The following is a 20016-nucleotide window of genomic DNA, read 5'->3' as shown; positions in this document are numbered from 1 at the left end:
AGCGACGTGGCCTAGACCGTCGCCACGACGTTCTCTGGAAACAAATCGCCTGTCCCAAGGCTCTTCACGCTCCCGTCGTCCTCGCGCATCAGGAACAGAGCGTCGAGGCCGCGTTTCCTCGCAACCTCCAATCCCTTCTCCGGGCCAAGCACCATAAGCGCGGTGGCCCAGCCGTCGGCCTCGGCGCAACTGCGCGCGACCACCGTCACGGAGGCAGGCGATGCCAGCAAGGGCGCGCCGCGCACACGATCCATCGTATGCGAGAGCCTGCGCGCGCCGAGGTCGATCCAGTGACGATAATCGCCGGAGGTCGCGACGGACGCATTCTCGAGCGCGAGGATCGAATGCGGCGTGCGGCGCAGCGGATCGGGACTCTCGACCGCGATCGTCCAAGGGCTACCATCGGGCCTGAGCCCCATGGCCCGCATTTCGCCGTCGATCCCGACGAGACCGGCCTCGATCTCCTGCGCGGCCAGCGTCTCGGCAAGGCGATCCACGCCGTAGCCTTTCGCGATCCCGTTCAGGTCCAGCACCACGGGTCCGCTCTTGCGTACCCGGTCATGGTCGAGTTCGAGCCATTCATATGCGGGCTGGCGCGGCACGCTCATCGCGGCGCGGATCGCCTCGGGTGTCGCATCGTCGGGACCGAAGCCCCAAGCCGTGACCGCATCTCCGAGCCCGACATCGAACGCGCCGCCCGAGGCTTTGCCGATCTCGAGCCCGAGACGAAGCACTTCAGCCAAACGCCCGGGCACCTTCACCCATTCGCCTTCCGCAGCCGCGTTGAGCCGCATCAGGTCGCTGTCGGGTTTCCACGTGGACATCTGCGCATCCACCTCCGCAACCGCGGCCTGAAGCGCGGCTTGGATCGGCGCGGGATCGCGGTCGGGCTGCGCGAAGAACAAGGCGGTCCAGCGGGTGCCCATGGTCGCGCCGTGCAAAGCGTGGCGCAGCAGATCAGAAGATGTCTTCGACATAACGGCCCTCCGTTTTCAGCTTGGTCGCACTCAGGCCAGAAGCCGCGAGAATGTCATGCAGGGCATCGGCGACACCCGCCGCCATGTCCCGCCCGCCGCACACCATGATCCGCGCGCCGCTCTGAACCAGCCGAACAAGTTCGGGGGCATCGGCGCGCATCGCATCCTGAACATAGCGCGGTCGCTGGCCGCGTGAGACCGAGGTCACGAGCCGCAACAGACGGCCTTCGTCCTTCCAGCCGCCCATCTCCTGCGCATAGAGGAAATCGCTTTGCGGATCGCGCATCCCGAAGAAGAGGTGGATCGGGCGCCTTTGCTCGTTTTCGCGCACAAACCCCACCAGAGGGCCGATCCCCGTGCCCGCACCGATCAGGATCAACGGCGCGCGCGAACGGTCCGGCCGGAAGGCGGGATTGCGCCGGACGAAGGCGCGGACGCTCTCGCCCGGCTCGAGCGCCGTCAGTTGGCCCGAGCACAACCCGCCGGGGTGTTTCTTGACCACGATCTCCAGAAACCCGTCGCGGCGTGACGACGCGAGCGAATAGAGGCGCGGTGTCGGTGCCCCTTCGGGCAGAATCCCGATCAAATCTCCTGCAGCAAACCGCGTGAAGCCTGCCCCCGTCAGCCGCTGCCAGAACGTGGCGCGCGGTAGGGAAAAGCGCAGGATCGACGTCGGCGCCTGCACGTCCGCCCCATAATCGCGCCGCGACTGGAGCGTGAGGTCGGTCGTGGCAGGGGGGGTCGGTTGGTGGTGCAGTTCGAGCGCGATCCCGAGCACCGCACCCAACGCCTGCCCCCAGCGCGCGAAGGCCTGCGGCGACTGACGGTCGATCGTGTCATAGGGCAGCAGAACCGGCCAACCCTTCGCATCCACCGCCTCGGCAATCGTCTGGGCGTAGGCGCAATAGGCCGGGAAGCTCCGGTCCCCGAAACCAAGCACGGCAATCGGGATATCCAGCGCATCGGAACAGGCGTCGAGTTTCGTCAGGAAGCCTTTCGCGGAACTGGGTTCCGCCCCGTCGCCATAGGTGGCCGCGAGCACGATGATCCGATCGGCCCGGGCGTAGCGCTCGGGGACGAAGGACGACATCGGCGCGATGTGAACACTCTGGCCCGCCGCACGGAGTGTTTCGTGCAGGGTCGCGGCAAAACCCCAGGTGCTGCCGCTTTCGCTGCCGACAAGGAGGATCGTCTCCGCGCGCGCGGCTGGTTGGTTAGCCCGGATGCGCGGGCGACCGCGCCGACCCGCAAGCCAGATCGTCAGGCCGGTGAGGCCCAAGACAGGCACGCCCAGCGCCATGAGGCCGAGCACCGCGCCAAGCAACGCCGCCCCCTGCCCCGTGTGCAGCATGTAGATGGTATCAGTAATGCGTTGCCATGCGTTCAGGTCCGCCCAGGCGAGCACCGCGCCGGTACCCTGATCGAGATAGCCGGTGCCGCGATCGGTCTTCAGGGTGAAAACATCGGTGGCATCGCCGTCATAGGGGAAGCTCAGGCTCCGCAGTTGCGTGACGGGCGTGTCGCCGAGCATCGCAAGACCGGCAAGCGGCGCGTCTGTTTGACCGCTCACCTCGGCGGGGATGCCGAGCGAAGGCCCACCATCGGGGATAAGCTCGAAGGTCGAGGCCGTCATCCACAAAGACGTGGCGGAGGATAGAAGCAGGCCGACCACCGCGATGCGCGCGATCTCGACGTGGAGCCGACCGGCGAGCGGCCCGCGCAAACGCGAGAACCAGTTCCGCCAGCCGCCGACACGCCGTGCGACGAGCAGGACGCCGGAGACCGAGAGCACCAGCATCGCGACGGAGCCCAGCGCGCTCGCGACGCGGCCGGGATCGCCGAGGAAGAGGGAGCGGTGAAGGTTGGTCAACCAACGCTGAAAGGCATTCGGATCAGCCGATGCGACGCCGCGGCCCGTGGTGGGATCGATCACCGCCGCGCCGGGCTGTCCGGCTTCGAACCAATAGGCCGTGATCTGCCCCGACGGTGCGCGCCGGATCTGTTCGAGACCCGGATAGATCGTCTGGATGCGCTCGGCGAGGGTCGCGACGCTGAGCTCCGCCCCCGCCTGCGGTGCTGCGACCCGCTCCGCAACCGGAAAGACCGCGAGCACCGCGCCGCTGAGCGCCAGCACCGTGACAAGCGCCAGGGCAATCAACCCCGGCCAGCGATGAAACGCGCGGATCATGGCCTGTCACCTCACATGTCGTAGGTGAAATCGGCGACGTAGCGACGCCCCGGAACCGGCGTGCCCGCGCCCTCGGTCGTCAGCGGCACGGCGACCTCGTTGGGGCTGTCGCGCATGTCCTCGACCGCGGCGTCGATATGCAGCGTGTAGCCGGCATCGAAGAGCGCATCCGCAAGATCGAGCGTGATCTCGAGCGTCCGGCCCGCGCCGACGCTTGCGCCGGTGATACCGTTGATCTGCGCCGGGTCGCCCCCGGTTGCGCGGTACCAATCGTTGAGATGCTCGTAATATTTGGATTTGCCGCCCGCCATCCAGAGGCTGCCCGCATAGGCGCCCGACGGGTCGGTGACATAGAGCGCGAGATAAGCGCCGTCGCCGCCATAGTTGTTCAGCGTGGTCTTGAGCGTGACGGGCTGTGCGGATGCAAGCGCGGGAATGGTCAGAGCCGTGCTCAGCGCCAATGTTGCAAGTAGAGACTTCATTTCGGGAATCCTTGTTTTGGGGAGGAAAGCGGCGGCGGCTCAGTTCACCTGAACCTTGGGCGGAGCGCCGTCACCGAAGAGGCCGTTTTTCGGCGGGGCGACCGTGCCGGCGGGGGCCGGGTTGCGCGCCGATGCGCCGTAGTCGTCATCATCATCATCGTCGTCCTCGTCATCGTCGTCATAGTCCGACGTGACGAGGCGCTGCGTCGCCGGATCGATCTTGGCTTCGATTTTCCGCCCGTCGCGGTCGCGGCCCTCGATCTCGTATCGGCCGTCTTCCATCTCGATTTCGTGGACAGTCCAGCCGTTTTCGCGCGCGATCTGCATCACCGCGTCGCGGGACATTCCTTCGCCGCGCGAAGACTTTCTGTAGTCGTCGTCGGCCAGAGCCATCCCCGCAGGCAGCAGGGCGATGAGGGGAAGTGCGGTCAGGATCTTTCGCATGGCAGGGTCTCCTTTTTCATCTGCTAGCGACAATCTGGGCAGCGGACCTGAGCGCTTCCTGACGGGCGGAGAGTTTCCGCTTCAGCTTCGCGTCAGGAAAAAGGCCCCGCCTTTGAGGGCGGGGCCAGGTGAGGCCGCGGGACAAACGGCCTTGGCGATGTGATCGGGAACGGTCAGGCGATATCGCCGGGCTCAGGCCCACGCTTGTCGCCGGTCAGCATCGACCGCGCGAGGTTTTCGCGATGCCGGAAGGAGGCCAGAACCACCCCCGCGACATGAAGCGCCACGAGCAGCAGGACGAGATTGGCGAGAACCTCGTGCAGTTCTTCCAGCGCCTCGTTGCCCTCGCCTTCTCCGCCCTCGCCATATTCACCGTATTCGCCATCCTCGTCCGCGAAGGCCGGAGTCACGATCTGCGGCAGCGCGGGAAGCATCGCCACGCGCGTGGGTTCCGCCGTCAGCCAGCCGGTAAAGGCAGTGCCCGACAGCGAGATCAACAGCGCCACGATCATCAGCGCCCCCGCAGGGTTGTGGCCGAGATAGCGACGCTCTTTGCCGCGCAGCATGTCGCCAAGATAGGACAGCGTCTGCCCCGGCCCTCTGAGGAACTGGGTGAACCGGGCATAGCGCCCGCCCACGCCCCCCCAGACCAGCCGGAACGCGACCAGCCCGGCGACGGTGTAGCCTGCGATCTCATGCACCGGCTGCAATTCGTCGGCCGTGAACCAAGCCGTGGCAAAAGCCGCAACGAGGCCCCAGTGGAAAATCCGCACCAGCGGATCCCAGACCCGCACCCTGCCCCCGGAGCTACCGCCGGAATTCGTCGTGTCGTGAAATGCTGCGTCAGTCATGTTTGTCTCCTTCACGATCTTCGCGGGACCGACCATGTCCATCGCCCTCATATTCGACCTCGAGAATCTGGAGCGTCGAAGGATGAACCGTCACTTCGAGCTGGCGGCCCTGCGCGTCGGTGCCGTCGATCTCGTAGCAGCCGTCATCGATCTTGATGCGGCGCACCGTCCAACCGTTCTCTTCGGCGAGTTGGGCCACGGCATCACGCGGCTGCCAATCCGCCATCGGCACGAAACAGTCGTCATCGGCCAGAGCCATTCCAGCCGGAAGCGCCGCGAGAAAGGCGAGAATTGTCACTGTCTTCTTCATGGGCCAAACTCCTGTTCGCGGCCAACTCTGCACCTTTCATGGGCGATCAATCTGACGGGAACCTGAAGCCGCATCGCGCGCAGCGTCAGCTTGGTGTCAGCCGGGCAGGTAAAGACTGGGCAACGGATAAGAGATGGGACCAACATGCGCATCCTGCTGATCGAGGACGACACTATTCTGGGCACCGCGGTGCGCGACCAGATCGCGAGCGACGGCCACTCGGTGGACTGGGTCACGCGTCTCGACGAGGCGGGCGCGTCGGTCCGCAGCACCGGCTATGATCTTGTCCTGCTCGATCTCATGCTTCCCGACGGCCGCGGCATCGGCTTTCTGAAGTCGCTGCGCAGCCGGGGCGATGTGACCCCCGTGATCATCATGACCGCACTCGATCAGATCTCTGACCGGATCGAGGGGCTGAACGCGGGCGCAGACGACTATCTGGTGAAGCCCTTCGACCTCGCCGAACTCTCCGCGCGCATCGGGTCGGTCGCGCGGCGCTACAGCGGCAATCCGAACCCAATCGTGAGCCATGCCGGGCTCGAGATCGACCTCGCCGCGCGCAGCATCCTGCGCGACGGCAAGCCCGTGCAACTGACCGCGCGCGAATGGGCCCTGTTCGAGGCGTTCCTCTCGCGCCCCGGCCAATTGCTGTCCAAAGCCCAGCTCGAAGAGAAGCTCTACGCCTTCGACGCGGAGGTGGAGAGCAACACGATCGAGGTCCATGTCAGCCGCCTGCGCAAGAAGCTTGGCGCCCATGTGATCGAGACTGAACGCGGTCTCGGCTACAGGCTGGGCAAGGCATGAGATTGCCGCGAAGCCTTCAGGCCCGTCTGGGGCTTTCGCTCGGGGTCGTTCTGGCGCTGATGTGGATCGCGGCGGCGACCGTCACCGCGCTGATCGTGCGCAAGGAGATGAGCGAGGTCTTCGACTCCACGCTTCAGGAAACGGCGCAGAGGATCCTGCCCCTCGCGGTCATGGATATCGTGAACCGCGAGGGCAACAACACGACGCAGCGCCTTGCAAGGCTGCGCAACCACGAGGAATTCTTCACCTATATCGTGCGGGACGCGGAGGGGCACATTCTCCTGCAGTCCCACGCGGCCGATCCGTCCGTCTTCCCCGCCTATGACGGCCGGGGGTTCAGCCAGACGGCCACCCACCGGCTCTATAGCGATGCCGCCCTTCAGGACACGATCCGGATCACCGTCGCGGAACCGCTCGCGCATCGGGCGAAGGTCGCGCGAGAGGTAGAGCTTGGCCTTGGCCTGCCGCTGCTGATCGTGATCCCGCTCGCCTTTGCGGCGGTCGTGCTGGCGGTGCGGACCAATCTCGGGCCGCTGCGGCGGTTCCGAACCAGTCTCGAGGCCCGCAACGCCCGCGATCTCACCCCCATTCCGACCGACGATCTGCAGACCGAGATTTCTCCGGTCGCCGCCACGCTCAACAATCTTCTGGGGCGGTTGCGCGAAGGGTTCGAGGCCGAGCGAAGCTTCGCCTCCAACGCCGCGCATGAATTGCGCACGCCCCTTGCGGGCGCCATCGCGCAGACACAGCGGCTGAGCGCGGAAACCAGCGATCCTGTCGCGAAGACACGCGCCGCCGATATCGAGGCGACGCTGAAACGTCTCACGCGGCTCTCGGAACGGCTGCTGCAACTCGCCCGCGCGGAAGGCGGGCCTTTGCGGCTTGAGCGCAGCTCGGATCTGCGCGTCGCCGCCCGCCTGATCGTCGAAGACCTCGCGCGCGGCTTCGATCCCGGGCGTATCGCTCTGGAGCTGCCGGAGACGCCTGTCATCTCGGATCTCGACCCCGATGCTTTCGGTATCCTGTGCCGAAACCTGATCGAGAACGCGCTGAAGCATGGGGCGCAGGACGAACCGGTTACGGTGCGCCTGACTGCGGAGGGCGTTTTCACCGTGACGAATGCCGGGCCTGTCATTCCGCAGGAGACGCTCGCGCGCCTGACCGCGCGGTTCGAGCGCGCCGGCAGCACGAATGACGGCAGCGGATTGGGCCTCGCCATCGTCGCCGTCATCGCGGAGCGGATCGGAAGCCTGCTCTCGCTGACATCGCCGCCGAGCGGTCGCGACTCCGGCCTCGAGGTCAGCCTACAGCTGCCGCTGAGTGCAGCGGCGTCCTGACGAGCCGCGCGCCGAAATCCGTCACGTTCCGAAGCCCGTCTTGTTCAGCGTCACTTGCCGGACCTCGTTCGGCTGATAGTCTGGAAAAATGACCGACGCGGAAACGATGACTGCAGTGCTTTGCGACCGCTATGGAGCGCCTGACACGCTTTGGCTCGACGAGGTCCCCATCCCGGCGCCCGCACCGGGTGAAATCCGGGTGCGCGTGCATGCCGGAACGGTGAACCGGACCGACACGGCCACGCTGCGCGGCCATCCCTTCTTCGCGCGGGCGATGACGGGGCTCTTGCGGCCGAAGATGCCCACGCTCGGGATGGATTTCGCCGGCGTGGTCGATGCTCTGGGCGATGGCGTGAGCGCCTTCCGGCCCGGGGAGCGGGTCTTCGGCCTGTCGCCCGAGCGGTTCGGCGCCCATGCCCAATATCTCTGCCTGCCCGCCGACGGACCGTTGGCGCGGATCCCGGGCGATCTCGCCTTCGATGAGGCTGTAGTGGGCGAAGGCGCTTGGTATGCCGACGCGACCACCAGCCTGCTGTCCGAGGGCGCCCGCTGCCTGATCTACGGTGCCTCCGGCGCCATCGGCTCTGCGGCGGTTCAGCTTGCCAAGGCGCGCGGGGCGCATGTCACGGCGGTCGTCGGAACCCGTCACCTCGAATTGGCCCAGAGCCTGGGGGCCGACCGGGTGGTGAATTACGAGACCGAGGATTTCACCGCGATCGCCGAGCGCTTCGACCTTGTCATGGACGCGGTGGGCAAGACCTCGTGGCGCGCCTGCCGCCCGCTACTGACACCCGAAGGCATCTTTACGGCGACCGATCTGGGCCCCGGCTGGTCGCACCTGTTCCTCTCCGGCTGGTGCGCGCTCACCGGCAGCAAGCGCGTGCGGCTCCCCTTTCCCGAGAATGCCCCCGGTTTCGTGCGACGCCTCGCCGGGCTGATGGCCGAGGGGCGGTTCCGGGGCGTCTTCGACCGGCGCTATCGGCTGGACGAGATCGTCGAGGCCTTCCGCTATGTCGAGACCGGGCAGAAGACCGGGATCGTGAGGATCGACATCCCCTAGGATCAGGATGGGCGGATCACGATCTTGCCCCTGACTTCGCCATGACCGGTGCGCGCCAGTGCCTCTGGCAGCTCGGCCAGCGGCAGCTCCGCCTCGAGATGCGGCGCGATCCGCCCCGCCTGTGCCAGCGCCGCCACGCGCGCGGTCAGTTCGCGTCCCGAGGGCACCATCAGCATTCCGATCGACTTGTGCCGCCCCCGGTAGATCGCCCCACCGAGCAGGAGAGACAAGAGCACGCGCACCTCGCCGCCGACCGCCCGGTAGATGCCGCCCGGCGCGAGCGCCCTCGCGATGCGGCGGGGCCCACGCGTCGCCACCATGTCGAGGATGCGATCCCAGGTGGCCCCGGTCTCGGTAAAGTCCTGTGCGCGATAGTCGATCACCTCGTCGGCACCGAGCGCGCGCAGCCAGTCGACCTTGCCGCCATTGTCGACCGCACACACGAAAGCCCCTGCCTCCTTCGCCAGTTGCAGCGCCATCGTGCCCGAACCGCCCCCGGCCCCGTTGATCAGCAGCCTGACCCCTGCCGTGACATTTTCGGTCCCCGCGACGGCGATGCCGCCCGCCTGCGGCAAACAGGCGGCGACCGCGTCGGACAGGCTCTCGGGCACCTTCACCATCAGTTCAGAGGGCACGCAGACATATTCGGCGAAGCCGCCGCGGGTCATGACGACATCCCCCATGACCCGGTCACCGATCGCGAAGCCGGGCGTGTCGGGACCGAGCTTGTCGACGATCCCCACGACATCCGAGCCCAGCACCGGTTGCTTCGGCCGCCAGTACCCGCCGACCATTCGCGCGTAGAACGGCGCGCCCGTGAGATATTCCCAATCCGACAGGTTCACCGCGCAGGCACTTACCCGGAGCCGAAGCTGGCCCTTGCCCGGCTCGGGCACCGGCAGGTCCGCAAGCCGCAGCTGCTCGGCCCCGCCGTAGCGGTGATAGGTCATGGCCTTCATTTGCCGGGTCCGGGGGGATCGGTGAACACACGGACCAGCATCGTACCGACGATCCAGACCCCCAAGGTCCAGACGATCGTGGCGCCGGGGCTCAGGTAGCCGCCGACAAATCCGGCAATCGCGATCACCACGCCGATTGCGCCGACCAGTCCGACCAGTTCTTTTCTCTTACGTCGCAAGCCCATCGGTCTCTCCCCCTCTTCATGCAAATCCTAGTCGATTCGCGCGCGACGCCCAAAGATCACGGCACCCAAGCCGAACGGCCCGACAAGCCCGACCGACAGCCAGCCGAGCCAGTCGCCGATGCGCCCGTAGAGCGCCCTGATCCTTTTCATGGGCACGTCGACCGTCATAGCAGATTGTCGTTTGCATGATCATGCTCCTCAGGTTTGTCATCGTTGATTGAGCTGCGCGCGCACGGCTTTGATGCCTTGCCGCGATACGCGATAAGGCTGGCCGTTCTGCGAGCGGATGAAGCGCCGTTTTCTCAGGCGCATAAACACGTCGAGCGTGCAGTCCGAAAGGACGTAACCGTCGCGCGTGTAACAGGTGATGGCGCGTATCTTGCCGCCCTCGCTTCTTTCATGGTGGATTGCTCCGCCAAGGGCGAGTTCATGCAAAACACGCTGTTCGTGCTTTGAGATATTCAAGGGATTGGTCTCGATTTTATGAGAGTGCAGAAACAGAGGCACTCAGCGTTGCGCGTGAGTGTTCTTTTGGTTCTGGCGTTCCCGTATCACTTGATCGGGAACGGGCTTATGCCCGGGGCTCTTGCATAAAATCTCCATCGCATGAGGTCTCTGCCTCATACCTGTTGGACAGTTAGGCACGGACGCCAAGCATAACAAGTCACCTGCGACATCTCTGCGCGATCAAAGCAGTGGCGTTGCAGAAATGCGGGCGTTCATGGCCTTTCGCGAAAGCTCTGGCGCCGAGCGTTCTGATAAAGAGCCGCAACGAGAGCGCCAGTTGCATTGTCCTCAGCGACTATCTACGCCATCAGATACACCAGCCCAGATTGGACAGCGGTAATGCCGATATTCCTGATCCTCATGGTCATTGTCGCGGGCGCCGTTGGAGCGTTCTTCTGGCTCAAGCGGCACAAGCGAGCCCAACTGCTGACGACCGCGCTGCCGGAGCGTCAGCGTACCATTGTGAAGCAACAGGTTCCGCTGATCCGAAGACTGCCGGACGACCTGCAAGCCCGGCTCGACGGCAAGATCAGCCTGTTTCTGGATCAGGTCGAATTCCTCGGCTGCAATGGCTTGGAGGTGACCGAGGAAATGCGGCTCTCCATCGCCGCCCAAGCCTGTCTTCTCATCGTGAATTCGGACAGCTGGTACGATCACCTTCGCACCATCCTGATCTATCCCGGGGCCTTCAAGTCCAGACAAGCTCAGCGCAGCGGCTATGTTTTGACGGAGCGCGAGACCATCCGGACCGGGGAGAGCTGGGCGCGCGGTCCGGTCGTTCTGTCTTGGAAGCACACCCGGTGGGGCGCCTCCAACGATCATGATGGCCACAACGTCGTCCTGCATGAGTTCGCCCACCAGCTCGACGATCTTTCAGGTCACACGGACGGCATTCCGGTGCTAAGCAAAGAGCAGAGCTTCGCGGGCTGGGCAGTGCCATTCTCCGAGTCTTACGAGCGCCATGTTCAGCACGTCAGACACGGGCGGCGCACCGTGATAGACCCCTACGGCGCCGAGGGGCCGGAGGAGTTCTTCGCGGTCCTTGTCGAGGCCTTCTTCGAGCGACCGGCAGAGCTGAAACACGCCGAACCTGCAGTCTATGAACAGCTGTCGATACTCTTCCAGCTTGAGCCATCGACATGGGCCTGATGCCCCGGCGCGCAGGCTCGCCTCCGTGACCTTCCGGCCTGCCGGGAGATCCGGCATCCACCGGCTCATCCCGCTCTCATCGAGGGTTTCAAGACAGCGCGGCATACACTCCAGAACGAGGCCGCCGCCATCACAGCCCGGCGAAGGCATCCGTGTGGATCCATCTGCGACGGACCCCACATTTGCGCAGCATCTTCAGAAACCCGGAGACCATGGTGCTCGCGCCGGAAACATAGACGCGCCGTTCGTCCAGATCGGGAACGCATTCGCGCAAGTTCGTCTCGTCCATCCGGCCCTGCACCAGTGTAACATCATCATATATGGCGGAGCCGGGTTCTCCGGACACCGCGTAGACCACCTTCATCCCCAACTCGTTGCGCGCGCGGGTCAGAAGCTCTCGATACGCGATCTCGTCTGCTGACCTGTTCGCGTAGACCAGAACGATATCGCGTTTCTCACCGCGTTCGAGGAGGTCGGCGATCATGCTGCGAAACGGGGTAATGCCGATCCCGCCCGCAATGAACAGGAGCTTCTTCTCGCGCTGCCGCGGCAGGACGAATGTGCCCGCTATCTGGGAGCCGTAAATCGTGTCGCCTTCCTGCATCCGCAAAAGCCCCCGCTTGAACGCGCTTCCCTGAGGGTTGAACTTGACGCCAACCCGCACGGCCGAGGCCCCGGGCGCGGAGGCGATGGTGAAGGGCCTGCGGTTGCCGCGCTTGTCCGACCCCGACAGCCCCAGCGTCCAGTCGAGATACTGACCCGCCCGGAATTTCAGGGCGCGATCCGACTGAAAGACGAATTCGTAGCAATTCGCGGCGATCTCTTCGACACCGACCAGCTTCATCTTGAACCGGCCCTTCGGGCTCGCGGCCCAGGCGTAGATATTGGCCACGAGGAAGACCATTTCGGGGGAGAAGTACATCGTCCCGATATGGATATTCGAGGAAGACAGAACCCCGACAATGGCGGCGTAGACATGCCGCGACCAGCGACCATGCGCAGCCGTCAGCGGCTCCGTCAGCATCGCGAAACCCGCGAAGAACAGCGGCGAGTAGAGGAGCGTCTGTTGCAGCGCCATTCCCATCATGCCCGGCGGCGTCGTCAGCAGAACGGCGGCGAGGTTGGACAGGATGTAGACCGCGATCATGCCGAGGCGCTCGATCTTATAGGCGACGAGCAGCCCGCCGAGGATCACCAGAGGCAACAGCTGAGGCGTGCCCCCGACCCACCACAAGGCCGGGGTGTTGAGCCCTACCCCCGCGGCGACGGCGCCGATCGCCACCGGGTTGAAGATGTGTTTGTGCCCGATCGTCAGGATGAATTTCGACGCGATCGCGACGACCGATGCGAGCACGATCGCGGCCAGTGTCATCGGATCGGCGAAATCCGCCGGCGGCATGATGAGTGCGAGGATCAGGGCCGTGATATAGACGGACTCCGCGTTCGTCGGCAGCTTCAGAAAAAAGCTGAAAAGCCGGTTCGTCACCCAGGCGCTCGCGACAGAGAGCACGAGCGACACGACAAGCCCGACAGGGTCGAGGAAGGCCGCACCCATCATGCCGACCGCAATCCCGCCCAGAAACAGGATCCCGAGATAATAGGCCATCAATCGATACATCGTGACGCCATTCAGCGAACGCCTGATCAGTTTCATCATGAGAAGACAAACTCCTTGAAACCGGTCGTTTGCACGGCCGTTCCATCCTGGTGGATTTGGTAGGCTTCGAGGCCATCAAGGGCTTCGATGTAGTAGATGCCCTTGTCGCCCATCGCGAAGGCCGCCGTGGCGTGTAGGTCCGCGACGAGAATGTCCTCTGCGATCACGGTTATGCTGACGGGGCCTTCGATGCGGCGGGTTCGGTCATGCGGGTCATAGATATGGTCGCCACGGACGTAGTTGCCCGACGTCGCCACGCCCTGCCCTCTTGGCGCGATCGCCTTGACGATCTGGCGCGGATCGAAGGGATTGCGAATACCGATCGACCACTCGCGGTCGCGCGCATCGCGCCCGCCGACTTGAATGTCTCCGCCCGCGTCGATGCAGAAATTCTCGAACCCGTCTCTCTCGAGCAGTCGGGCCGCACCGAGGATCGCCCATCCTTTCACGACACCGGAAGGATCGATGGTTCCATCCTCGCGCCGAATGTCGAAATACCCGTCCGTGATCTCTTGCATGTCATGGGCGATCTTCAGGACGTCGCGCATCTGGGAACTGAGTGCGGGCTCATCGATCTCGCCCGAATTGAAGCGCGAAACTTCGCTGTCAGGGCGGAAGGGGCTGAAGCGTTTATCCGCGTCATTGAAGACGTCGAACACCCTTTCGTGAATGTCTGCGCCCTCGGAATTCGGGATGTCGAGCGTGATCGGCATTCCCATGATGATCCGCGTCTCGACGGTCATGGCCGGACTATTTCAGCGATTTCAGCAGCGCATCATTTGCCGAATTCAGGAACGCCTGGCTGGTGAGCGTTGCGCCGGAAATGTAAGAGACGTTGGTATTCTGCGCCATGACGATTTCGCGCTCGAGCATCGGCAGCGCCTTGCTGTTGATATAGCGGCTCGTCCTGCGATCCGTCGGCGATCTGAGGATATCGATGGAGGCGATTTTCCCATTTTTCACATGGGCTTGCACCTGCACATAGCCGTAATACTGGCGGACCGGAGACCCGGTCCAAGTGCCGTCCTGAAATTGAGCGTTCGCGGGAATTTGGCGAGGCTGCGAAAAGCTCGAGAAAAAGCCTGCCGATGCCGCGGTCGAACTGAGCAGCACAGCGAGAACGGTGCCTGAAAGTGCGCTTGTAAACTTCCTGCTCGTCATTGGGGACCTCCTGATATTCCTTGCGGGCTCCCGGCCCGGTGACTTCGATTTGACGGTCGCTCGCCTGCCCCCAGACCACTTATAAAGATACGTGTTCCGCATCGACATTGAAGTCGCGCCCGTTCCCCTTTGCGTGAAGCAATTGCGAGCGAAGGGAGCGGCCCTATCGAGAACGCAGTCGCGCCCGCCCCCATATCAGCTTGGGGTGTCGCCTCTCCTTCGCGGATCTTTCACCCTGCCAGCACTTGTGCGCCGTCAGCCTCACCGCCGCCGAAACAGCAACCTGAGGGGGAACGCAGTCTCTGCGAGGATCGTCAGCCCATATGCTGGGACGAAAGCCGACGAGAGGTCGGGCACGGAAGCTATTGGCTACGCGCGGACGGTTCGCACGCGGCCCCGCCCAGACCGAGATGAGAACGATAGCCGCGCCGGGCTCGAGACGGGCGACGCCCCCCGACAGTATTGCGCCCGGTCTTCAAACGACCAGCTACGCTGGCACGATAATTTGACGCAATTTCTCAAGCTCCTCCTCGGACATGTCCAGCGCATCGCGGGTCACATCGTGAAGCTCCTGCATCAATGTTTGAGCCTGCTCGATCTCGTCCTGCGTGATCGGACGAGACGGATGGGCGAAGAAACCGAGCGAGCGGTCCAGCTCCCCAAGCGCAATGACTTTTCCGAAGCGCAATCCGAAACGCGCGGCGGCGCCGAACACGTCACTCTGGTCACCGTCGGCGAGATCTTCCCAGTCACAAATGCCCTGATTGGAGATCGCCCAGCGGACGGTCGGATCCACAAAAACGAGCTCTTTTTCAGTGTAGTAATCGACCCACTCTTTTGGGTAGGTGAGATAGCTAAGGGTCGGACTAGCAAAGCGAACATGCAGGCCCAACGCGAATGTCCAATCGCAGACCCGGTTCAGACGTTGCAATAGGTCCTCGATCTTACGCAGATTATCCATGTCTCGCCTCCTGACCACATCTTGCAACTCTTCGCCGATGCTTTTGGCGTATTTAGGGCAGTTTCTTGAAAACTTCGATTTGTAAATTCGGGAAACGAGCTGAGACCGGTGAAACCCGTGCTGTGCCTGAGGACTCTGGAGCAGCCGCAGCGGGAGTTTCCAAGTCGAGAGTGCCTTGGGCAGAAAGCGCGACAGCGCCGTTCCGATGGGATCGGCATCCTGAAACGACACCTCGCAACCAGAGAAGCGAAAGAAAATGCGCTTTCGGAGGATCAGGCAAGAATACCCCCGGAATGATATACCTGTCTCCGGCCTTCGGGACTTATTTCGAGTGCAACGCCGCTACGCAGATTGGCGCGTCGATCTCGAAAGGACACATGATGGAACTCACGCAAGACTGGGACAAAACCTTCCCGAAAAGCGACAAGGTCGACCACGGCAAGGTCACCTTCACCAACCGCTACGGCATCACGCTGGCGGGCGATCTCTACGCTCCCAAGGGCGACGGCCCCTTCGCCGCAATCGCGATCAGCGGCCCGTTCGGCGCCGTGAAAGAGCAATCCTCCGGCTTCCACGCGCAGACGCTCGCCGAGCGCGGCTTCGTGACCCTGGCATTTGACCCGTCCTTCACAGGCGAAAGCGGCGGCAGCCCGCGCAATGTCGCCTCGCCCGACATCAATACCGAGGATTTCAGCGCCGCCGTCGACTATCTCGGTCTGCTGGAGGCGGTCGATCGCGAGCGCATCGGCATCCTCGGGATTTGCGGCTTCGGCGGTATGGGCCTGAACGCAGCCGCGGTGGACAAGCGCGTCAAGGCCGTGGCGGTCACCACGATGTATGACATCAGCCGGATGATGGCCAAAGGCTACTTCGACAGCACCACGCCCGAGCAGCGCGCGGAAACTCTCGAGGCGCTCGGTCAGCAGCGCTGGGTCGATGCGGAAAACGGCGCTCCGGCCTATGGCCCGGTCTCGCTCGAACTTCAGGGCGGCGAGCCGCAATTCGTCGTGGAATACGCCGGTTACTACAAGTCCGAAGAGCGCGGCTTCCACCCCCGGTCGGTCAACTCGAACGCATCCTGGACTCTGACGACGCCCCTGTCGTTCATGAACATGCCGCTCCTGACCTATATCGACGAAATTTCGCCGCGTCCGAGCCTGTTCGTTCACGGCGACAAGGCGCATTCGCTCTATTTCAGCGAGACGGCTTACGCCGCCGCGGCCGAACCAAAAGAGCTGTTCATCGTCGAAGATGCGAACCACACCGATCTCTACGATCAGGTCGACAAGATCCCCTTCGACAAATTCACCAGCTTCTTCAACGAGAACCTGTGATAAAATGCTCGGAGCCGCCTGAGGGCGGCTCCGACCTGCAGACGGGGCATGATGCCGATGAATGAGCAGACCATCCGATATGGACATTCGCACGAAGCCCTCGCCGCGATGATCGAGCAATGGGCAGAGGGTTCGGAAGATGTCTCGATCCCTCTCCCCGATCTTAGCTTCTTCCGGCGCACGCGCCCGACCGAGCCGGATGTCTGCCTGGTCGAACCCGCGCTTCTGGTCGTGGCGCAAGGGGCCAAGCAGATGTTCGTGGGCGGCGCGCCGCATCGATACGACCCGTCCGGTTTTCTGATCACCTCTCTGGAAATCCCCGGGCAGACGCAGATCATCGAGGCGAGCGAAGAACGGCCCTGCCTTGGACTGGTCCTGAAGCTCGACCAGAGGATGCTGGCCGAGATGGTCGCGCGCAACGTGACGCCACCGCCCTCTCACGCAAAGGAGCGCAGCAGTATCGCGGTGGGCACCATGACCTCTGACCTTCTCGCCCCGCTGGAGCGGCTCGTGGCGCTTCTGGACGATCCCGAGGCCCTCCCCGTTCTTGCGCCATTGATCCGGCAGGAAATCCACTATCGGCTCCTGCGCAGCGATCAGGGGGACCGTCTGTGGTCTTTCGTTGCCGCCGGTAGCCCGAACCAACGCATTCTCGCCCTGCTCAACTGGATGAAGCTCAACTATGCCGAGCCCCTCCGGGTGGACGACCTCGCGGCCCGCGCGCAGATGAGCAGTTCGACCTTTCACCAGCATTTCCGCGAGCTCACCACGATGAGCCCGCTCAAATACCAGAAATGGCTCCGTCTGAACGAGGCGCGCCAATTGATGCTCAACGACCATCTCGATGCAGCCAGCGCGGCCTTCCAAGTAGGCTATGAAAGCCCCTCGCAGTTCAGCCGGGAATACTCCCGGCTGTTCGGAAATCCTCCGAAGAAGGATATCGACCAGCTGCGGCTCGATGTAGCGATATAAGACGCCTATATCGCTTGAGGCGGGGTTTCTTGCGCTGCATCAGCTCCAGCGACGAATATCCGGTTTGGGCCAGCATCTTCCTTCTGCACTCTCATGTTAGAAGGAAGGGCTGGCGAAAAGAGGCCACCCTGCCCGCCGCGCGCTCGGGGCCAACGTGAGCTTGGCGGCTCACCACGCGCACCGTAGGATACGGGGTATGGGGTATGTGACGTCTCTCTTCGCACGCAAGATCGTCGCCGCAGCGGGCGGTGGCGTTGACGCTGCCGCGATGCTGGCCCGCGTCGGGATTACTCCTGACGATCCCTGGAACGCCGGGCGGATGGTTTCCGCCGAGCGTTACTACGACATGCTCGAGAAAATTGCCGATCAGATCGACGTGACGGATCTTCCGCTGCGTACGGGCGCCTCGATGCGGCTTGATGAATACGGTGCGCTTGGACTGGCCTTCAAGGCCGCAACGACGCTTGGGGCGTCCTACGCGCGGGTCGAACGCTATGCGCGCCTCTGGACCAGCGTCGTCGAATACGAACTGCGGCCGGAGGCCGGGGGCACCCTCTTCATCCTGCACCGTGAAGGCGAGCGGCGCCTCGGGATGCGGCTGTCGAACGAGGCGACCCTTGCGAGCGCCGTGTCCATCGCAAGGCAGGTCTCACCAGTGCCCCTCGCGCCCGTGGAAGTGCTTGTCCGGCATCCCGCCCCGCGCTCGATTACCGCACACGAAGACTGGTTCGGCTGTCCGGTGCGCTTCGGGGCCGATCTCGACGCGATCCTCTATGACAACGAGACGCTGGCCCGGCCCAATATTCTTGGGGACGAGGGTATTTCGAAATATCTAACAAAGCATCTCGACGCGGAAATGGCCGAGATCACGCAGGAGCCCGCGCTCGTCTCGCAGGCGAAAACCGCAATTGCCCAAGCCCTCAGCGAGGGCGCACCCAAAATGTCCGAGATCGCTGGTAGTCTCGGGCTGAGTGCGCGGTCGTTTCACCGGCGCCTCTCCGAGCACGGGGTGAACTTTCAGAGGCTCACCGAAGAAACCCGCCGCGACCTCGCCGAGGGGCTCTTGCGCGACGAGAGCCATTCCCTGGCCGAGATCGCGTTCCTCACCGGGTTCTCCGAGCAGAGCGCCTTTACCCGCGCGTTCAAGCGCTGGGTCGGCGCGACGCCGGCGAGCTACCGCAAGGATATGACCCACCGCTGACGGGCGCGTTGGCGACGGCGGTCAAAAGGCTGGCCTCACCGGTCAAGACCGCGCTGCCTCCCCGCGCTTATCCCTTGGTTATCGCAACCGAAGCCAGGGAGACAGCCCATGCAAGATCGGGAGATTCTCGTCATCGGCGCCACCGGCAAGACCGGCCGCCGCGTCGCCAACCGCCTCGAGGCGCGGGGCCTTCGCGTGCGCCGCGGCTCGCGCAGTTCTGCCACGCCCTTCGACTGGGACGCCCCGGAGACCTGGGCGCCAGCCCTGCGCGGAGCGCGCGCAGCCTACGTCACCTACTTTCCTGACCTTGCTTTCCCCGGAGCCGTGGAAAAACTCGAGTCCCTCTGCGAGACGGCCCGCGCCGTTGGCGTCGAACACCTCGTGTTGCTCTCCGGTCGCGGCGAACACCACGCCCGGCTGGGCGAAGAGGTGGTGCGCAAATCGGGCATCGACTTCACGATCGTCCGGGCCGCCTGGTTCGCCCAGAACTTCTCCGAGGGCTACCTTCGCGATCCGGTCCTTGCCGGTATCCTTCCGATGCCCGGCGGCGATATCGCCGAGCCCATCATCGACATCGACGACATTGCCGAGGTCGTCGTCGCCGCGCTGACCGAAGACGGCCATAAGGGCGAACTCTATGAGGTGACGGGACCGCGGCTGATGACATTTGCCGACATGGCGGGCGAGCTATCGCGGGCCACCGGGAGCGAGATCCGGCACATCCCGATCAGCTTCGAGGCGTTCCACGAGGCCATCGCGCAGGCTGGCGGCGACTTCGTCGCCGACGTCTTCACCGCCATCGCGCGCGAAACGCTGGACGGGCGCAACGCCCACACCGCAGACGGCGTTATGCGCGCGCTCGGCCGTGGCCCCCGCGACTTTGCGGATTTCGCCCGGGCCGCCGCCCGAACCGGCGCCTGGACAAGCGCTGCCTGATACCGCCCCACGAAAGGAAAATGACATGAGCCCCACCCTGTTCGAGAAGATCGCGCTCGGCCTCTCCGGCCTCACCGCGTTCACCATCGGCGCGTCCATCCTGTTCGTGCCGCACGCCTTCTACGCCAGCTACGGCATCACGTTGGGCGACGACGCCAACCTGCTGAGCGAACTGCGCGCGCCCGGCGCCGGGCTCGCGGGGTTCGGTCTTCTGATGCTGCTCGGCATCTGGCGGCAGGCAGCCCTGCCCGTCGCGATTGCGGCGGCCCTGACGGTCTTCATCGCCTTTCCGGTCGGACGGCTGGTCGGGCTGGTCGCGGACGAGATGCCTTCGGGCAACGTGATCGGCGCGCTCGTCGTGGAACTGTTTCTCGCCGTGCTCTGCCTCGCCGCGTTCCGCCGCCGCCTTTGGCAGCGGGCACCCGGCCTCCCGGCGGCGCAGCCGGCGCGCTGAGCCTGCCGTGCCGGCGCGGCGCGGCTCTTCTGCGCGTGCTCGATATGACCGGGGAGTTGGACAGCGCATGGCATCCAAAGGGCTGAT

23 protein-coding genes are annotated in these 20016 nt (G+C 64.2%); 9 read left to right on the top strand and 14 right to left on the bottom strand.

The features are described from left to right. Nucleotides 1-11 precede the first annotated feature (11 nt). The 6 genes from BMI88_RS02310 to BMI88_RS02285 all read right to left on the bottom strand — a co-directional run bounded on the left by BMI88_RS02310 (nt 12) and on the right by BMI88_RS02285 (nt 5252). Entirely contained in the window at nt 12-977 is a 966-nt protein-coding gene (locus tag BMI88_RS02310) for an FAD:protein FMN transferase (protein ID WP_078545674.1), read from the bottom strand. Further along, complete coding sequence (locus BMI88_RS02305) at nt 958-3165, bottom strand: PepSY domain-containing protein (RefSeq protein WP_078545671.1); 2208 nt, start codon at nt 3163-3165, stop codon at nt 958-960. The genes BMI88_RS02310 and BMI88_RS02305 overlap by 20 nt, the downstream gene beginning before the upstream one ends. An 11-nt stretch (nt 3166-3176) precedes the next feature. Continuing rightward, entirely contained in the window at nt 3177-3647 is a 471-nt protein-coding gene (locus BMI88_RS02300) for a DUF2271 domain-containing protein (RefSeq protein ID WP_078539991.1), read from the bottom strand. 39 nt (nt 3648-3686) lie between these two features. Beyond that, nucleotides 3687-4091, bottom strand: a complete 405-nt coding sequence (locus BMI88_RS02295; protein ID WP_078545669.1) for a PepSY domain-containing protein — start codon at nt 4089-4091, stop codon at nt 3687-3689. Between the two features lie 173 nt (nt 4092-4264). Then, entirely contained in the window at nt 4265-4942 is a 678-nt protein-coding gene (locus BMI88_RS02290) for a cytochrome b/b6 domain-containing protein (RefSeq protein WP_078545667.1), read from the bottom strand. Further along, entirely contained in the window at nt 4935-5252 is a 318-nt protein-coding gene (locus BMI88_RS02285) for a PepSY domain-containing protein (protein ID WP_078545665.1), read from the bottom strand. Before BMI88_RS02285 ends, BMI88_RS02290 begins: the two co-directional genes overlap by 8 nt. 144 nt (nt 5253-5396) lie before the next feature. On the opposite strand from BMI88_RS02285, the gene BMI88_RS02280 reads away from it, so the two are divergent. From BMI88_RS02280 to BMI88_RS02270, 3 genes are all read left to right on the top strand, one after another. Continuing rightward, entirely contained in the window at nt 5397-6056 is a 660-nt protein-coding gene (locus BMI88_RS02280) for a response regulator transcription factor (RefSeq protein WP_078545663.1), read from the top strand. Further along, entirely contained in the window at nt 6053-7393 is a 1341-nt protein-coding gene (locus BMI88_RS02275) for an ATP-binding protein (RefSeq protein WP_078545661.1), read from the top strand. Before BMI88_RS02280 ends, BMI88_RS02275 begins: the two co-directional genes overlap by 4 nt. A gap of 88 nt (nt 7394-7481) precedes the next feature. Then, nucleotides 7482-8453 carry an NAD(P)-dependent alcohol dehydrogenase gene (locus tag BMI88_RS02270; RefSeq protein WP_246831807.1) on the top strand — a complete coding sequence of 324 codons (972 nt, stop codon included), beginning with the start codon at nt 7482-7484 and terminating at the stop codon, nt 8451-8453. Nucleotides 8454-8455: 2 nt separating this feature from the next. On the opposite strand, the gene BMI88_RS02265 is transcribed toward BMI88_RS02270, so the two are convergent. From BMI88_RS02265 to BMI88_RS02255, 4 genes are read right to left on the bottom strand one after another with little or no spacing between them, the layout of a single operon-like run. Then, on the bottom strand, nt 8456-9412 hold the full coding sequence (locus tag BMI88_RS02265) for an NAD(P)-dependent alcohol dehydrogenase (RefSeq protein WP_078545659.1): 957 nt from the start codon (nt 9410-9412) through the stop codon (nt 8456-8458). Then, nucleotides 9409-9597 carry a hypothetical protein gene (locus BMI88_RS02260; protein ID WP_078545657.1) on the bottom strand — a complete coding sequence of 63 codons (189 nt, stop codon included), beginning with the start codon at nt 9595-9597 and terminating at the stop codon, nt 9409-9411. The genes BMI88_RS02265 and BMI88_RS02260 overlap by 4 nt, the downstream gene beginning before the upstream one ends. A gap of 27 nt (nt 9598-9624) precedes the next feature. Then, on the bottom strand, nt 9625-9747 hold the full coding sequence (locus tag BMI88_RS19910; protein WP_281480134.1) for a hypothetical protein: 123 nt from the start codon (nt 9745-9747) through the stop codon (nt 9625-9627). A gap of 57 nt (nt 9748-9804) precedes the next feature. Then, nucleotides 9805-10062: a YjhX family toxin gene (locus BMI88_RS02255; RefSeq protein WP_078545655.1), complete on the bottom strand. Its 258-nt coding sequence runs from the start codon at nt 10060-10062 to the stop codon at nt 9805-9807. 381 nt (nt 10063-10443) lie between these two features. Here BMI88_RS02255 and BMI88_RS02250 point away from each other — a divergent pair, with 381 nt between their 5' ends. After that, nucleotides 10444-11253: a M90 family metallopeptidase gene (locus tag BMI88_RS02250; RefSeq protein WP_078545653.1), complete on the top strand. Its 810-nt coding sequence runs from the start codon at nt 10444-10446 to the stop codon at nt 11251-11253. A 130-nt stretch (nt 11254-11383) separates the two neighbouring features. Here the strand turns inward: BMI88_RS02250 and BMI88_RS02245 are convergent, their stop codons facing one another. From BMI88_RS02245 to BMI88_RS02230, 4 genes are all read right to left on the bottom strand, one after another. Continuing rightward, a complete protein-coding gene (locus BMI88_RS02245) occupies nt 11384-12910 on the bottom strand; it encodes a hypothetical protein (RefSeq protein WP_078545651.1) in 1527 nt (508 codons plus the stop codon). Continuing rightward, entirely contained in the window at nt 12907-13653 is a 747-nt protein-coding gene (locus BMI88_RS02240; protein ID WP_078545649.1) for an FAD:protein FMN transferase, read from the bottom strand. Before BMI88_RS02240 ends, BMI88_RS02245 begins: the two co-directional genes overlap by 4 nt. A gap of 7 nt (nt 13654-13660) precedes the next feature. After that, on the bottom strand, nt 13661-14071 hold the full coding sequence (locus tag BMI88_RS02235) for an FMN-binding protein (protein ID WP_158522096.1): 411 nt from the start codon (nt 14069-14071) through the stop codon (nt 13661-13663). 487 nt (nt 14072-14558) lie between these two features. Further along, nucleotides 14559-15032: an autoinducer binding domain-containing protein gene (locus BMI88_RS02230; RefSeq protein ID WP_078545647.1), complete on the bottom strand. Its 474-nt coding sequence runs from the start codon at nt 15030-15032 to the stop codon at nt 14559-14561. 380 nt (nt 15033-15412) lie between these two features. Between BMI88_RS02230 and BMI88_RS02225 the strand changes: the two genes are divergently transcribed. The 5 genes from BMI88_RS02225 to BMI88_RS02205 all read left to right on the top strand — a co-directional run bounded on the left by BMI88_RS02225 (nt 15413) and on the right by BMI88_RS02205 (nt 19929). Further along, nucleotides 15413-16366, top strand: coding sequence for an alpha/beta hydrolase (locus BMI88_RS02225; protein WP_210401992.1), 954 nt, complete (start codon nt 15413-15415; stop codon nt 16364-16366). Nucleotides 16367-16414: 48 nt separating this feature from the next. Beyond that, nucleotides 16415-17338: an AraC family transcriptional regulator gene (locus BMI88_RS02220; RefSeq protein ID WP_146673451.1), complete on the top strand. Its 924-nt coding sequence runs from the start codon at nt 16415-16417 to the stop codon at nt 17336-17338. A 196-nt stretch (nt 17339-17534) separates the two neighbouring features. Next, nucleotides 17535-18539 (top strand): AraC family transcriptional regulator, encoded by a 1005-nt coding sequence (locus BMI88_RS02215; protein ID WP_078545645.1) that lies wholly within the window; start codon nt 17535-17537, stop codon nt 18537-18539. A gap of 108 nt (nt 18540-18647) precedes the next feature. After that, nucleotides 18648-19475, top strand: coding sequence for an NAD(P)H-binding protein (locus tag BMI88_RS02210; RefSeq protein ID WP_078545643.1), 828 nt, complete (start codon nt 18648-18650; stop codon nt 19473-19475). Between the two features lie 25 nt (nt 19476-19500). Next, nucleotides 19501-19929, top strand: coding sequence for a DUF4345 domain-containing protein (locus tag BMI88_RS02205; protein WP_078545641.1), 429 nt, complete (start codon nt 19501-19503; stop codon nt 19927-19929). Nucleotides 19930-20016: the final 87 nt, after the last annotated feature.

Origin of the sequence: Thioclava sp. F36-6, from assembly GCF_002020305.1 — a bacterium.
GTDB lineage: Bacteria > Pseudomonadota > Alphaproteobacteria > Rhodobacterales > Rhodobacteraceae > Thioclava > Thioclava sediminum.
The sequence above is the reverse complement of the archived record's forward strand: the minus strand, read 5'-3'. Positions and strand labels throughout refer to the sequence as shown.

Excerpts from the sequence above, each read along its gene's own strand:
- BMI88_RS02310 (WP_078545674.1), bottom strand. The coding sequence starts at position 977 with ATGTCGAAGACATCTTCTGATCTGCTGCGCCACGCTTTGCACGGCGCG.
- BMI88_RS02305 (WP_078545671.1), bottom strand. The coding sequence starts at position 3,165 with ATGATCCGCGCGTTTCATCGCTGGCCGGGGTTGATTGCCCTGGCGCTT.
- BMI88_RS02300 (WP_078539991.1), bottom strand. The coding sequence starts at position 3,647 with ATGAAGTCTCTACTTGCAACATTGGCGCTGAGCACGGCTCTGACCATT.
- BMI88_RS02295 (WP_078545669.1), bottom strand. The coding sequence starts at position 4,091 with ATGCGAAAGATCCTGACCGCACTTCCCCTCATCGCCCTGCTGCCTGCG.
- BMI88_RS02290 (WP_078545667.1), bottom strand. The coding sequence starts at position 4,942 with ATGACTGACGCAGCATTTCACGACACGACGAATTCCGGCGGTAGCTCC.
- BMI88_RS02285 (WP_078545665.1), bottom strand. The coding sequence starts at position 5,252 with ATGAAGAAGACAGTGACAATTCTCGCCTTTCTCGCGGCGCTTCCGGCT.
- BMI88_RS02280 (WP_078545663.1), top strand. The coding sequence starts at position 5,397 with ATGCGCATCCTGCTGATCGAGGACGACACTATTCTGGGCACCGCGGTG.
- BMI88_RS02275 (WP_078545661.1), top strand. The coding sequence starts at position 6,053 with ATGAGATTGCCGCGAAGCCTTCAGGCCCGTCTGGGGCTTTCGCTCGGG.
- BMI88_RS02270 (WP_246831807.1), top strand. The coding sequence starts at position 7,482 with ATGACCGACGCGGAAACGATGACTGCAGTGCTTTGCGACCGCTATGGA.
- BMI88_RS02265 (WP_078545659.1), bottom strand. The coding sequence starts at position 9,412 with ATGAAGGCCATGACCTATCACCGCTACGGCGGGGCCGAGCAGCTGCGG.
- BMI88_RS02260 (WP_078545657.1), bottom strand. The coding sequence starts at position 9,597 with ATGGGCTTGCGACGTAAGAGAAAAGAACTGGTCGGACTGGTCGGCGCA.
- BMI88_RS19910 (WP_281480134.1), bottom strand. The coding sequence starts at position 9,747 with ATGAAAAGGATCAGGGCGCTCTACGGGCGCATCGGCGACTGGCTCGGC.
- BMI88_RS02250 (WP_078545653.1), top strand. The coding sequence starts at position 10,444 with ATGCCGATATTCCTGATCCTCATGGTCATTGTCGCGGGCGCCGTTGGA.
- BMI88_RS02245 (WP_078545651.1), bottom strand. The coding sequence starts at position 12,910 with ATGATGAAACTGATCAGGCGTTCGCTGAATGGCGTCACGATGTATCGA.
- BMI88_RS02240 (WP_078545649.1), bottom strand. The coding sequence starts at position 13,653 with ATGACCGTCGAGACGCGGATCATCATGGGAATGCCGATCACGCTCGAC.
- BMI88_RS02235 (WP_158522096.1), bottom strand. The coding sequence starts at position 14,071 with ATGACGAGCAGGAAGTTTACAAGCGCACTTTCAGGCACCGTTCTCGCT.
- BMI88_RS02230 (WP_078545647.1), bottom strand. The coding sequence starts at position 15,032 with ATGGATAATCTGCGTAAGATCGAGGACCTATTGCAACGTCTGAACCGG.
- BMI88_RS02225 (WP_210401992.1), top strand. The coding sequence starts at position 15,413 with ATGGAACTCACGCAAGACTGGGACAAAACCTTCCCGAAAAGCGACAAG.
- BMI88_RS02220 (WP_146673451.1), top strand. The coding sequence starts at position 16,415 with ATGATGCCGATGAATGAGCAGACCATCCGATATGGACATTCGCACGAA.
- BMI88_RS02215 (WP_078545645.1), top strand. The coding sequence starts at position 17,535 with ATGGGGTATGTGACGTCTCTCTTCGCACGCAAGATCGTCGCCGCAGCG.
- BMI88_RS02210 (WP_078545643.1), top strand. The coding sequence starts at position 18,648 with ATGCAAGATCGGGAGATTCTCGTCATCGGCGCCACCGGCAAGACCGGC.
- BMI88_RS02205 (WP_078545641.1), top strand. The coding sequence starts at position 19,501 with ATGAGCCCCACCCTGTTCGAGAAGATCGCGCTCGGCCTCTCCGGCCTC.